The following is a 13,376-nucleotide window of genomic DNA, read 5'->3' as shown; positions in this document are numbered from 1 at the left end:
AATCCTCGACCGCGTCTGGAATTACGACTTCGCCGGCCGCACCAGCATCGTGGATCTGTACATCTCGTACCTGAGGAAGAAGATCGATTCCGGCCGGGAGCCCATGATCCATACCGTCCGCGGCGTTGGGTACATGCTGCGGCCGCCGGAATGACCAGCGAGCCGAACACCGGATCCAGGGACCTTCCGCGGTGGCTTCCTCATTCGTTGCGCCGCCAGTTGCTATTGGGCGTGTTGGCCGTCGTCAGCGTGGTGCTGGTGACGGTCGGCATCGTCTCCGTGCTGAGCCTGCGCGGCTACGTCACGGCGATGAGCGACGCCGACGTCGCCCAATCCCTTGACGCGCTGAGCAATTCGTACAGCAGATACCGCAACGGCGAGCACAGTTCGACGCGTCGCGGCCCCGAACCGCTCGCGCAGGCGATGCTGGAGTTCACCGATCAAACGCCCGGGAACGTCATCGCCGTGCTCCACGACGGCGTGGTGATCGGCTCGTCGGTCTTTTCCGAAGCCGAGGCGCGACCCGCGCCGGCCGACGCGGTGCGCGCCATCGAGACCCAGCCCTGGCCCGACGACGCCCCGCCGCGGACCGAGAAGCTGGGCGGGCTCGGTTCGTATCGAGTCGACAGCCGCGTCTACGGATCCGACCTCTTGGTCGTCGGGGTATCGCAGGCCCGGGCCAACCAGATCATCGCCCGCAAAAACATCACCACCACGGCGCTTGTCGCAGCGGCCCTTGCGGTTACGGCGGGGCTGACCGTCTGGGTGGTCGGGACCACCCTTCGCCCGCTGCGCCGGCTCGCCTCCACCGCCGCCGAAGTCGCCGCCATGCCGCTGACCGACGGCGACCACCGAATCAGCGTCAGGGTGCAGCCGAACGACACCGACCCCGGCAACGAAGTCGGGATCGTCGGGCACACGCTTAACCGGCTGCTGGACAACGTGGATAGCGCGTTGGCGCATCGCGCCGACTCCGACTTGCGGATGCGGCAATTCATCACCGACGCCAGCCACGAGTTGCGGACCCCGCTGGCGGCGATTCAGGGATATGCCGAGCTGACCCGGCAGGACAGCTCGGCGCTGCCGCCGACCACCGAATACGCGCTGGCCCGCATCGAGTCGGAAGCGCGGCGCATGGCGGTGCTCGTCGACGAGCTGCTACTGCTCTCGCGCCTGGGCGAGGGCGAAGACCTGCAGACGCAAGACGTCGACCTGGCGGACCTCGTCGTCAACGCGGTGAACGACGCGGCGGTCGCGGCGCCCACACACCATTGGGTCAAGGACCTTCCCGACGAGCCGGTTTGGGTTCGCGGCGATCACGCCCGGCTACACCAACTGGTCAGCAACCTGCTCAGCAATGCGCGAGTGCACACGCCGCCGGGCGTCACGGTGACGACCGGAATCACCTGCCAGCGCGGCGGTGCGGAACCGCCCCACGTCGAATTGACCGTCGCCGACGACGGGCCCGGCATCGACACGGATCTCCTCCCCCGGTTGTTCGAGCGGTTCGCGCGCGCCCACTCGTCCAGGTCTGACGGTTCGGGCATCGGGCTGGGGCTGGCTATCGTGAGTTCGATCGTCAAGGCCCACCACGGCTCGGTGACCGCCGAATCCGCCGATGGCCGAACCGTTTTCCGGGTGCGCCTGCCGATGATCGAAGATCCGCCCACCGACGGCCGCTGAATTCCTGCGAACGTGGCCTGCTGTGCGTCGAGCCTGTAATCCTGCAGGCCCTTACTCGCACTTTGTCTGCAGATTTACAGGATCGGCGACGGGTCGTCCTGACCGTCGCCGCGGAGCGGTTTCTGGGCCTTCCCGCACCCCCGGCCTCACTCGCGGTCTTTCGTCGCGAGGAGTGATTGGGATGTGGGGCGTAAAAAAATCGTAAAGGTGCACTAGGGCGCCGTTAGGAAAGTGTTAACCAACGGCCCTACCGCACCGGCCCCGTTTAGTTTCAAGCTGACCTTGCCTCCGAGGACGGCGCTGTGGCTGACTCGATGAGGTCTTTCTGTATGCATGCGACTGGCGCGGAACGGAGACAAGATGGGCGTGTTGGTCTACGTCGGACTCACGGTGGCGGTTTTCGCCGCGCTCGGCCTGACGCAGAAGTTGGTCGAGCGGCTGTGAACTACGAAAACGTCGTCGGCTTGGTGCTTTCCGTTCTTCTTGCGCTGTACCTCGCGGCCGCCCTGCTGTTCCCGGAGAGGTTCTAGTGAGCACAACAACCGCGGGATTGATCTTCCTCGTCGTCCTCGTCGTCGCGCTGGTAGTGGTGCACGTCCCGTTCGGCGACTACATGTATCGGGTGTACAGCTCCGAGAAGGACTCCTACGTCGAACGCGTGATCTACCGGCTGATCGGTGTCGATGCGCGCTCGGAACAAACGTGGGGCGCCTACGCCCGCAGCGTCTTGGCCTTCTCCTCGATCAGCGTCCTCTTCCTGTTCGTGTTCCAGCTCGTGCAGGACAAGTTGCCGTTGCACCTGCACGATCCGGCCACCAAAATGACGCCCGCGCTGGCCTGGAACACGGCGGTCAGCTTCGTCACCAACACCAACTGGCAGGCCTACTCCGGTGAGTCAACGCAGGGCCACCTGGTGCAGATGGCCGGGCTGGCGGTGCAGAACTTCGTCTCGGCCGCCGTCGGCATGGCGGTGGCGATCGCGCTGGTGCGCGGGTTTGCCCGCAAGCGCACGGGCGATCTGGGCAACTTCTGGGTCGACCTGGTGCGCACGGTGCTCCGCATCCTGCTGCCCATTTCGATCGTCGGCGCGATCGTGCTGATCGCGGGTGGCGCGATCCAGAACTTTCACCTGCACGACCAGGTTGCCACCACCCTCGGCGGCGCCCAGCAGACGATCACCGGCGGACCGGTGGCCAGCCAGGAGGCGATCAAGGAGCTCGGCACCAACGGCGGCGGGTTCTACAACGCGAACTCCGCGCACCCGTTTGAGAACCCGACGACGTGGAGCAACTGGCTGGAGATTTTCCTGCTGCTGGTGATCAGCTTCTCGTTGCCGCGCACGTTCGGGCGCATGGTGGGCAGCACCAAGCAGGGTTACGCGATCGCATCAGTCATGGCGTCGCTGTACGCGTTGAGCGTGTCGTTGATGCTGTGGTTCCAGTTGCAGCACCACGGCACCGTGCCGACCTCGGTCGGCGCGGCGATGGAGGGAGTCGAGCAGCGGTTCGGCGTCGCCAATTCGGCGGTCTTCGCCGACTCGACGACGCTCACCTCCACCGGTGCCGTGGACTCGTTCCACGACTCCTACACCAGCCTCGGCGGGATGATCACCATGTTCAACATGCAGCTCGGTGAGGTCGCCCCCGGCGGCACCGGCTCTGGCCTGTACGGCATGCTGATCCTGGCGGTGATCACCGTCTTCGTCGCCGGACTGATGGTCGGGCGCACCCCGGAATACCTCGGCAAGAAGATCAACCCCCGCGAAATCAAGCTGGCCGCAAGCTATTTCCTGGTCACGCCGCTGATCGCGCTGACCGGCACCGCGGTCGCAATGGCGCTGCCGGGCGAGCGCGCCGGAATGCTGAACAACGGCCCACACGGGCTGTCGGAAGTGTTGTACGCGTTCACCTCCGCGGCCAACAACAACGGGTCGGCATTCGCCGGCATCAGTGTCAACACCAACTGGTACAACACCGCCCTGGGGCTGGCCATGGTCTTCGGCAGATTTCTGCCGATGGTGCTCGTGCTCGCCCTGGCCGGCACGCTGGCTAAGCAGGGCATGACGCCGGAATCGGTGGGCACCCTGCCCACCCACCGGCCACAGTTCGTCGGGATGGTTGCCGGCGTCACGGTGATCCTCGTCGCCCTCACTTTCCTGCCCATGCTTGCGCTCGGGCCTCTCGCCGAAGGAATCCACTGATGACCGCGACGACCGTCGATCCGGCTGAGCAGACGCGGCCCGCGGGCCCCACGAGCACGAAACGGGTTCAGGGCGGCTTGCTCGACCCGAAGATTCTGTGGAAGTCGACGCCGGATGCGCTGCGCAAACTCGACCCGCGCACCCTGTGGCGCAACCCGGTGATGTTCATCGTCGAGATCGGCGCCGCCTGGAGCACCGTGTTGGCGATCACCGACGAGACATGGTTCGCGTGGTTGATCGTGGTCTGGCTCTGGCTGACCGTGCTGTTCGCGAACCTCGCTGAGGCGGTGGCCGAGGGCCGCGGCAAGGCCCAGGCCGAAACGCTGCGCAGGGCCAAAACCGACACCGTCGCCCGGCGCCTCAAGAACTGGGAACCCGGTGCCCCTGTTGTCGAGGAGGGAGTCGCTGCCCCGCTGCTGCAACAGGGCGACGTCGTCGTGGTCGAGGCAGGGCAGGTGATACCGGGTGACGGCGACGTGGTGGAAGGCATTGCGTCGGTTGACGAATCGGCCATCACCGGCGAGTCGGCGCCGGTGATCCGCGAGTCCGGCGGTGACCGCTCGGCGGTCACCGGAGGCACCACGGTGCTCAGTGACCGCATCGTCGTGCGGATAACCCAAAAGCCCGGAGAAAGCTTCATCGACCGGATGATCGCGCTCGTCGAGGGCGCCAACCGGCAGAAGACCCCGAACGAGATCGCGCTGAATATCCTGCTGGCCGCGTTGACGATCATCTTCGTCTTCGCCGTCGCGACCCTGCAGCCGCTGGCGATCTACTCGAAGGTCAACAACCCCGGCGTCCCGGACACCCAGGCGCTCAATACAAACGGCGTCACCGGGATCGTGATGGTGTCGCTGCTGGTGTGCCTGATCCCCACGACGATCGGCGCGCTGTTGTCAGCGATCGGCATCGCCGGCATGGACCGGCTGGTGCAGCGCAACGTGCTGGCCATGTCCGGGCGTGCGGTGGAGGCCGCCGGCGACGTCAACACGCTACTGCTCGACAAGACGGGCACCATCACCCTGGGCAACCGGCAGGCCGGCGCCTTCATCCCCCTCGACGGGGTCACCAATGAGCAGCTGGCCGACGCCGCGCAGCTGTCCAGCCTCGCCGACGAAACACCGGAGGGACGCTCGATCGTCGTGTTCGCCAAACGACAATTCGGGCTGCGCGCGCGCACGCCGGGCGAACTCGCGCACGCCCAGTGGGTGGAGTTTTCCGCCGCGACACGGATGTCGGGTGTCGACCTCGACGGGCACCAACTGCGCAAGGGCGCGGCCAGCTCGGTCGCGGAATGGGTTCGCGGGCAAGGCGGTAAGGTCCCCTCCCAGCTCGGCGAGATCGTCGACGGCATCTCCGCCGGCGGGGGCACCCCGCTGGTCGTCGGGGAGTACCTGAATGGCGAGGCGGCGGTGCTGGGTGTCATTCACCTCAAGGACGTCGTCAAGCAGGGCATGCGCGAGCGCTTCGACGAGATGCGGCGCATGGGCATCCGGACGGTGATGATCACCGGCGATAACCCGTTGACCGCCAAGGCGATTGCCGACGAGGCCGGCGTCGACGACTTCCTCGCCGAGGCCACGCCCGAGGACAAGCTGGCGCTGATCAAGCGGGAGCAGGAAGGCGGCAAGCTGGTCGCGATGACCGGCGACGGCACCAATGACGCGCCGGCCCTGGCTCAGGCCGACGTGGGCGTGGCGATGAACACCGGCACCTCGGCGGCCAAAGAGGCCGGGAACATGGTCGACCTCGACTCTGATCCCACCAAGTTGATTGAGATCGTCGAGATCGGCAAGCAGCTGCTGATCACCCGCGGGGCGCTGACCACCTTTTCGATCGCCAACGACATCGCGAAGTATTTCGCGATCATCCCGGCCATGTTCGTCGCGCTGTTCCCCGGGCTGGACATGATCAACATCATGCGGCTGCACAGCCCGCTGTCGGCGATCCTGTCGGCGGGGATCTTCAACGCGATCATCATCGTGGCGTTGATCCCGTTGTCGCTGCGCGGCGTGCGCTACACGCCGAGCAGCGCGTCAAAGCTGTTGAGCCGCAACCTCTACGTGTACGGGCTCGGCGGCATCGTGGCCCCGTTCGTAGGGATCAAGCTGATCGACCTCATCGTCCAATTCGTCCCCGGGATGTCCTGACATGAAGTTCTCCAATTTCGTCCGCATGCACTGGGCGGCCTTCCGCGCGCTGCTGGTGCTGACCGTAATCACCGGTCTCGCCTACCCGCTGTTCATCTGGCTGGTCGCTCAGATACCGGGTTTGCACGACAAGGCCGAAGGGTCGATCCTCACCGCCAACGGCAAGCCGGTCGGCAGCCGGTTGATCGGTCAGTTATTCACGGACAAGGACGGCAATCCGCTGCCGCAGTACTTCCAGAGCCGCCCCTCGGCGGCGGGCACCGGTTACGACCCGCTCAACTCGAGCGCGAGCAACCTCGGGCCGGAGAGCATCGTCGACACGCCCGCCGACCCGTCGCAGCTCACGGCCGGCAAGTCCGCGACGGATGCGGGCTTCAAGCCGAGCCTGCTCACCCAGGTCTGCACGCGCAGCGCGGCGGTGGGCCAGCTCGAGGGCGTCGATGGTTCACGTCCGTTCTGCACCGGTGGCGGTGTGGGCGCTGTGCTGTCGGTGATCGGCCCCCGCGACTCGCGCGGGAACGTCATGCACCCCACCCGGGTGGTCAGCGTCAACGAGCCGTGCCAGTCGACGCAGGCGCCATTCCTGGCCATCTACGAGGGTGTGCGGGTCGAGTGCGCCAAGTATGGCGAGGACTACACGATCGGCCAGATCGTGCCCGTCCGCGGCGCGGCACCCGCCAACCCGGTCGTGCCGGCCGACGCGGTCACCGCCAGCGGCAGCGGCCTGGACCCGAATATCTCCCCGGCCTACGCCGACATCCAGGTCGCCCGGGTGGCCAAGGCCAGGCACGTCAGCGCCGATGAGATCCGCGAGGTGCTCGCGCAGTACCGCAGCGGCCGCGACCTCGGATTTTTGGGCGAGCCGACGGTCAACGTGCTGCAGCTCAACCTGCAGCTCGATCACCGGTATCCGGTCTCGAGCTAGCGCCGTAGGGGGATGATGGTTGACGTGAGCGTAACCGACAACCATCCCAAGCGCGGGGAGCTGCGCATCTACCTCGGTGCTGCTCCGGGTGTCGGTAAGACATACGCGATGCTCGGCGAGGCGCACCGGCGCCTGGAACGAGGCACCGACGTGGCGGCGGCCGTGGTCGAGACCCACGGACGGGCGAAAACCGCCGAGCTGATTGAGGGCATCGAGGTCATACCGCCGCGCTACGTCGATTATCGCGGCGGCAGCTTCCCCGAACTCGATGTGCCCGCCGTGCTGGCCCGCCATCCCCAGGTGGTTTTGGTCGACGAACTCGCCCACACCAACACACCGGGCAGCAAGAACGAAAAGCGTTGGCAGGACGTCGAGGAACTGCTCGACGCCGGGATCACGGTGATCTCCACGGTCAACATCCAGCATCTGGAGAGCCTCAACGACGTCGTCGCCCAGATCACCGGTATCGAACAGCAAGAAACAATACCGGATTCGATCGTGCGCCAGGCTTCGCAGATCGAACTCATCGACATCACCCCTGAGGCGCTGCGCCGCAGGCTATCCCACGGCAACGTCTACGCTCCGTCACGGATCGACGCGGCGCTGACGAATTACTTCCGCCGCGGAAACCTTACGGCGTTAAGGGAATTGGCGTTGCTGTGGCTGGCGGACCAGGTCGATACCGCGCTGGCCAAGTACCGCGCGGAGAACAAGATCACCGACATGTGGGAGGCGCGCGAGCGGGTGGTGGTGGCCGTCACCGGTGGTACGGAATCGGAGACGTTGGTGCGACGGGCATCGCGGATCGCCTCGAAGTCCAGCGCCGAGCTGATGGTGGTGCACGTCATACGCGGTGACGGCTTGGCCGGTGTGTCGGAGCGCAAAATGGGCAAGATCCGAGAGTTGGCGAATAGCCTGGACGCTTCCCTGCATACCGTCGTCGGTGACGACGTACCCACGGCGCTGCTTGATTTCGCCCGCGAGAGCAACGCCACCCAGCTGGTCATCGGCACGTCGCGGCGGCCCCGGTGGGCGCGCATCTTCGAGGAGGGCATCGGCCCCACGATCGTCGAGCGCTCCGGGAAGATCGACGTGCACATGGTCACCCACGAGGAATCCAAAGGTGGGTTCCGGATCGCATCGCTCTCGTCCCGCGAGCGTCGGGTCACGTCGTGGCTGGCGGCCGTCATCGTGCCGTCGGCTATTTGCGGGGTCACGGTGACGCTGTTGGACCCATATCTGGACAATGGCGGCGAAAGCGCCCTGTTCTTTGTGGGGGTGCTGATTGTAGGACTTTTGGGAGGCGTTGCCCCGGCGGCCCTTTCGGCGGTGTTGTCCGGGCTGCTGCTGAACTATTTCCTGATCGCCCCGCGGCACAGCTTCTCCATCGCCGAACCCAACAGCGCCATCACGGAATTGGTGCTGTTGCTGATCGCGGTCGCGGTCGCGGTTCTTGTCGATGGCGCCACCAAACGGACCCGCGAGGCCCGGCGCGCCTCCCAGGAAGCCGAACTGTTGACGCTGTTCGCCGGGTCGGTGCTGCGCGGCGCCGACCTCGAGACGCTGCTGGAACGGGTGCGGGAGACCTATTCGCAGCGCGCGGTCAGCATGCTGCGGCAGCCGAGCGAGGAAGAGCGGGCCGGTGGCAAGAAGAGCTACATCGTCGCGTGTGTGGGCAAAGATCCTTGTGTGAGCGTTGATTCCGCCGACACCGCGATCGAGGTCGGCGACGACGTGTTTTGGATGCTGATGGCCGGCAGGAAGCTGTCCACGCGTGACCGCCGGGTGCTCAGCGCGGTGGCCAAGCAGGCCACGGGCCTGATCAGGCAGCGCGAGCTGGCGGAAGAAGCCAGCCGGACCGAGGCCATCGTGCGGGCCGACGAGTTGCGGCGCTCCCTGCTCTCGGCGGTCAGTCACGACCTGCGCACACCGCTGGCGGCGGCCAAGGTCGCCGTGTCCAGCCTGCGCGCCGAAGACGTCGCATTCTCCGCCGAAGACACGGCGGAATTGCTGGCCACCATCGAGGAATCCATCGACTCGCTGACCGCGCTGGTCGGGAACCTGCTCGATTCCTCGCGTCTGGCCGCCGGGGTGGTCCACCCGGACCTGCGCCGTGTGTATCTGGAGGAGACGGTGCAACGAGCGCTGGTCAGCATCGGCAAGGGCGCCACCGGGTTTTACCGATCTGCGATCGATCGGGTCAAGGTCGACGTCGGCGACGCGGTGGCGATGGCCGACGCCGGGCTCCTGGAACGGGTGCTTGCGAACCTAATCGACAACGCGCTGCGATACGCGCCCAACTGTGTGGTTCGGGTCAACGCGGGCCGGGTGGGCGATCGCGTCCTGATCAACGTCATCGACGAGGGTCCCGGAATCCCGAAGGGCACCGAGGATCAGATCTTCGAAGCCTTCCAGCGGCTGGGCGATCACGACAACACCACGGGCGTGGGGCTCGGGATGTCGGTGGCCCGTGGCTTCGTGGAAGCGATGGGCGGCACCATCGCGGCCGGCGACACTCCGGGGGGCGGGCTCACGGTCGTGGTGGAACTGGCTGCGCCGCAGGAGTTTGGTGCGCTATGACCCGGGTATTGGTGATCGACGACGAGCCGCATATCCTGCGTGCGTTGCGAATCAACCTGTCCGTGCGTGGTTACGAGGTGATCACCGCGTCGACCGGTGCGGGAGCGCTGCGCGCGGCCGCCGAGCACAAACCCGACGTGGTGGTGCTGGACCTCGGACTGCCGGACATATCCGGCATCGAGGTGCTGGCCGGCCTGCGCGGCTGGCTGTCGGCACCGGTGATCGTGTTGTCGGCGCGCACCGATTCGTCGGACAAGGTCGAGGCCCTCGACGCCGGCGCCGATGACTACGTGACCAAACCCTTTGGGATGGACGAGTTCCTAGCGCGGTTGCGCGCCGCGGTCCGCCGCAACGCGACGGCCTCGGAAGTGGACGAACCGGTCATCGAAACCGACGCGTTCACCGTCGATCTGGCCGCCAAGAAGGTCACCAAGGACGGTGCCGAGGTGCATCTGACGCCGACCGAATGGGGCATGCTCGAGGTGCTGGTGCGCAATCGGGGCAAGCTGGTGGGCCGCGAGGAACTCCTAAAGGACGTGTGGGGGCCGGCGTATGCCACCGAAACCCATTATTTGCGTGTGTATCTGGCGCAGCTGCGGCGCAAACTCGAGGATGACCCGTCACGTCCCAAGCATCTGCTGACCGAATCGGGGATGGGCTACCGCTTCGAGGCGTGAGTGTGCGTAGATGGCGTGTCGTGTGCGCCCAGGGCGCAGATTTCGCGGCATCCTCGCTGTCACCGCACGCCGAAAGCCCTCCGTTCACACTAGAAAGTCGCGCGGGCCCGGAGTTGGCGCGTCAGCCTCTCTTAGGCACATCTGTACCACGAGCCTCTGCTCGGAGGCATCCGACTTTGTGCCCGCCTCACAGCGACAACGTGCAATCCTGCCGCGATTACTGACCAAGTCACATCCGTCACACTGGTCCCTGCGCGAGAGCCGGCCGGCAGTCTTTGTGTCCGCCTCACAGCGACAACTTGGCCGCCGCCCGCAACGCGAGCACCCGTTGATGTATTCGGTGCTCGGTGCCGCGCGGGATATAACTCGGTCCGTACCTACCTCGGCCAACCCGGCGCACCCGGTCGCGGCCCATCTCCCAACGCAGGGCATCCGAGATAACTTTTGATGCCCGGCCCGGGACGCAAAAGCCTTGTGCATTAAGTGCATCCACCATTTCAGCGATCGTCGCCGGTCCGTTATGGGCAAGGTGCATCGTGAGCACGTAGCGCAGCTCGATTCCTTGAAGGTTCATTGCCGCAGAGTCGCATACCGGTACGACATCGGCTCAAGCTGTCGCTGTGAGGCGGGCACAAAGAGTGCCGGCTCTCGCGCAGGGACCAGTGTGGCGGGTGTGACTCAGCCGGCGATCGAAAGCACGATGCCGTCCAAGATGTCGTGTTCGCTGACGATCAACTCGTCGATGCCGGCGCGGGTGCGCAACTCGCGCGCCAATTCCTGCACCACGATCGCGCCGCCGCCGATCACATCGGCCCGGCCCTCATGCATCGGCGGCAGCGCGGCGCGCTGGGATCGCGTCATGCGGATCAGCCGCTCGCACACCGCCAGCAGGTCGCTGCCGGGGACGCGCGAAAGATGAATCGCCGCAGAGTCATACGTCGTCATGTTGTGCGCCAGCGCGGACAGCGTCGTCATCGTACCGGCGAGTCCGACCCAGGAGCGCGCCCCTTCGACGTCCACCACGCCCAGGGCGGTGTCGAGCCGCTCGCGCACCAGATGGCGGGCCGCCCGCACTTCCTGCGGCGTGGGCGGGTCCGAGTGCAAACAGCGCTCGGTCAGCCGGACGCACCCGATGTCGGCCGAGTAGCTGGCCACCACTCGCTCACCGCCGAGCACGATCTCGGTGGAGCCGCCGCCCAGGTCGACGACTACGAAAGGCGCCGCGGCGCGGTCCAATTCGCCGACGGCGCCGCGGAAGGACAGCTCGGCCTCCTCGGCCCCGCTGATCACCTCCGCCATCGCGCCGGGCAGCACGGCGCCCAGCACGTCGGCCGTCATCGCAAAGAACACATCGCGATTGGCGACATCCCGCGCCGCCGACGTCGCCACCATCCGCACCCGCTCGGCGCCGTGCGCTTTCAAAAGCGACGCGTAGTCGGCCAGCGCGGCCCGGGTTCGCGCGATCGCGCCGGAGGCAAACTCGCCCGTCGCGTCGACGCCCTGCCCCAGCCGCACGATCCGCGTCTCGCGGTGCACGTCGCGCAGCCGATCGTCGCCCGCGTCGGCGATCAGCAACCGAATCGAGTTGGTGCCGCAATCGATAGCGCCGAGTCGGCTCACCACCGGCCCACCACCAACACCGGCGCCTCCAAAGTTAAGCGCGGGTCGCGGACTAAAATCGCGAGCGCCTCGTCCCCAAGGGGATTCACGCCGGGTCCCTTCGCCAGCGAGTGCGCGATCAGCACGTGCAGGCACTTGACCCGGTCCGGCATCCCTCCGGCGGAAAACGTGGTCCCCAGCGATTCGATCGCGTCGCGTTCGGCCAGATACGATTCGTGGGCTCGCCGATACGCCGCCGCAAGTTCGGTATCCCGGCGCAACCGCTCGGTCATCTCGCGCATCAATCCCGTCGTCTCGAGCCTGCTCGCGGCCGCCGTCAGCGCCGGATGCGTGAGGTAGTACAGCGTCGGAAAGGGTGTGCCGTCAGGGAGTTTCGGCGCGGTCTTCACCACGCCGGGTTCGCCGTTGGGGCAACGGTAGGCGATCTCGAGCACCCCGCGCGGCTCGCGGCCGAGCTGACGGGCCACCGCGTCCAGATCGGCACGATCAACCACCGGGAGTCGCGGGGTTCGGTGCGGCCGGCGGGGCTTCCGGGGGGGCCGGTGGCAGGTGCGGGGCGTCGGCGATGGTGTGCCAGAGCGAGGTGTACCACGGATTGTTGTTGGCCGGTCTCGCAGTGTCGGCCCCGGGCTGCGGGGACACCGCCGCCGTCGGCGGGAGCTGTACTTGGAACGGGATGTCGCCGGGCATCACGAAACCGAGGCGCTCGCGGGCCTGCGCCGCGATATATGCCGGGTCGCCGAGCTTGACCTTCTTCTGCTCGAGGTCGGCGATCTGGCGGCGCAGCGCGGCTTCGCTTTTGGCCAACTGATCCATCTCGGTGCGCTGCGCGAAGTAGGTCCGTACCGGGCCGGCGATGGTTAGGGTCAGCACGCAGATCACCGCGGCCAGCACCGCCGCCCGCCGCGCGGTGAAACCCAGCCGCTGATCGGACCGCTGTTCGACGGATTCGGCGACCTGCCGCTTGATGGGTTCGACGACACGCTCCTGCAGCGTCCGCGCCGGGTTGCGGCTGGCGTGGGTGGCGCTTTGCGGGGGCGCGGAGGGCTTGGCGGAGCGGCGACGCCGAACCGGGTCACCGGCTTTCCCCGGGCGCGATGCCGGGGAGCGGCGCTTCGGATCGGGCTTGGGCGTCAACCTATTTCAACCTATTTCAACCTATTTCTGGTCCAGCGCGTACCGGGGGAAGGCCAGGTCGCCGGCGTAGCGTGCCGCGTCGCCGAGGGCTTCCTCGATCCGCAACAGCTGATTGTATTTGGCCACGCGCTCGCTTCGGGCGGGCGCGCCGGTCTTGATCTGACCGCTGCCCACGGCCACCGCCAGGTCGGCGATGGTGGTGTCCTCCGTCTCGCCGCTGCGGTGGCTCATCATCGTGCGGTACCCGCTGTGGTGGGCGAGCGCGACGGCGTCGAGCGTCTCGGTGAGCGTGCCGATCTGGTTCACCTTGACCAGCAGGGCGTTCCCGCACCCGCGGTTGATGCCGTCCTGCAGGCGGACCGGGTTCGTGACGAACAGGTCGTCACCCACCAGCTGCACGCGGT

At 66.7% G+C, this 13,376-nt stretch carries 13 protein-coding genes and 1 pseudogene; 9 read left to right on the top strand and 5 right to left on the bottom strand.

Going from position 1 to position 13,376, the window contains the following annotated elements; all coding sequences use genetic code 11:
- The 9 genes from JWP83_RS09375 to JWP83_RS09335 all read left to right on the top strand — a co-directional run.
- A partial coding sequence (locus JWP83_RS09375) for a winged helix-turn-helix domain-containing protein (protein ID WP_297729130.1) occupies positions 1 to 154 on the top strand: 154 nt, incomplete at its 5' end.
- A complete protein-coding gene (locus JWP83_RS09370) occupies positions 151 to 1,683 on the top strand; it encodes a HAMP domain-containing sensor histidine kinase (protein WP_297729127.1) in 1,533 nt (510 codons plus the stop codon). The genes JWP83_RS09375 and JWP83_RS09370, both read left to right, overlap by 4 nt.
- A gap of 360 nt (positions 1,684 to 2,043) precedes the next feature.
- Entirely contained in the window at positions 2,044 to 2,127 is an 84-nt protein-coding gene (locus JWP83_RS09365) for a potassium ABC transporter ATPase (protein ID WP_367185606.1), read from the top strand.
- Positions 2,124 to 2,213 (top strand): K(+)-transporting ATPase subunit F, encoded by a 90-nt coding sequence (gene kdpF / locus JWP83_RS09360; RefSeq protein ID WP_297729122.1) that lies wholly within the window; start codon positions 2,124 to 2,126, stop codon positions 2,211 to 2,213. Before JWP83_RS09365 ends, kdpF begins: the two co-directional genes overlap by 4 nt.
- On the top strand, positions 2,213 to 3,883 hold the full coding sequence (gene kdpA / locus JWP83_RS09355; RefSeq protein WP_297729119.1) for a potassium-transporting ATPase subunit KdpA: 1,671 nt from the start codon (positions 2,213 to 2,215) through the stop codon (positions 3,881 to 3,883). Before kdpF ends, kdpA begins: the two co-directional genes overlap by 1 nt.
- Entirely contained in the window at positions 3,883 to 6,033 is a 2,151-nt protein-coding gene (gene kdpB / locus JWP83_RS09350; protein WP_297729115.1) for a potassium-transporting ATPase subunit KdpB, read from the top strand. Before kdpA ends, kdpB begins: the two co-directional genes overlap by 1 nt.
- 1 nt (position 6,034) lies before the next feature.
- Positions 6,035 to 6,958, top strand: coding sequence for a potassium-transporting ATPase subunit C (locus JWP83_RS09345; RefSeq protein WP_297729112.1), 924 nt, complete (start codon positions 6,035 to 6,037; stop codon positions 6,956 to 6,958).
- Between the two features lie 12 nt (positions 6,959 to 6,970).
- Positions 6,971 to 9,538 carry a sensor histidine kinase KdpD gene (locus JWP83_RS09340; RefSeq protein WP_297729109.1) on the top strand — a complete coding sequence of 856 codons (2,568 nt, stop codon included), beginning with the start codon at positions 6,971 to 6,973 and terminating at the stop codon, positions 9,536 to 9,538.
- A complete protein-coding gene (locus tag JWP83_RS09335; protein WP_297729106.1) occupies positions 9,535 to 10,215 on the top strand; it encodes a response regulator in 681 nt (226 codons plus the stop codon). Before JWP83_RS09340 ends, JWP83_RS09335 begins: the two co-directional genes overlap by 4 nt.
- 286 nt (positions 10,216 to 10,501) lie before the next feature.
- Here the strand turns inward: JWP83_RS09335 and JWP83_RS09330 are convergent, their stop codons facing one another.
- From JWP83_RS09330 to JWP83_RS09310, 5 genes and pseudogenes are all read right to left on the bottom strand, one after another.
- Positions 10,502 to 10,789, bottom strand: coding sequence for a hypothetical protein (locus tag JWP83_RS09330; RefSeq protein ID WP_297729103.1), 288 nt, complete (start codon positions 10,787 to 10,789; stop codon positions 10,502 to 10,504).
- 104 nt (positions 10,790 to 10,893) lie between these two features.
- Positions 10,894 to 11,838 (bottom strand): Ppx/GppA phosphatase family protein, encoded by a 945-nt coding sequence (locus JWP83_RS09325; protein ID WP_297729100.1) that lies wholly within the window; start codon positions 11,836 to 11,838, stop codon positions 10,894 to 10,896.
- Positions 11,832 to 12,329: a DUF501 domain-containing protein gene (locus JWP83_RS09320; protein ID WP_297729097.1), complete on the bottom strand. Its 498-nt coding sequence runs from the start codon at positions 12,327 to 12,329 to the stop codon at positions 11,832 to 11,834. Before JWP83_RS09320 ends, JWP83_RS09325 begins: the two co-directional genes overlap by 7 nt.
- The gene (locus JWP83_RS09315) at positions 12,322 to 12,972 is read right to left on the bottom strand and encodes a septum formation initiator family protein (protein ID WP_297729093.1); all 651 of its coding nucleotides are present in this window, start codon (positions 12,970 to 12,972) and stop codon (positions 12,322 to 12,324) included. Before JWP83_RS09315 ends, JWP83_RS09320 begins: the two co-directional genes overlap by 8 nt.
- A 21-nt stretch (positions 12,973 to 12,993) precedes the next feature.
- Positions 12,994 to 13,376, bottom strand: a pseudogene (locus tag JWP83_RS09310) (enolase); the annotation flags it as partial.

The organism is Mycobacterium sp., from assembly GCF_025965855.1.
In the GTDB taxonomy this organism is placed as follows: domain Bacteria; phylum Actinomycetota; class Actinomycetes; order Mycobacteriales; family Mycobacteriaceae; genus Mycobacterium.
Note: the sequence above shows the minus strand (reverse complement) of the source record. Positions and strands in the feature narration are given on the sequence as shown.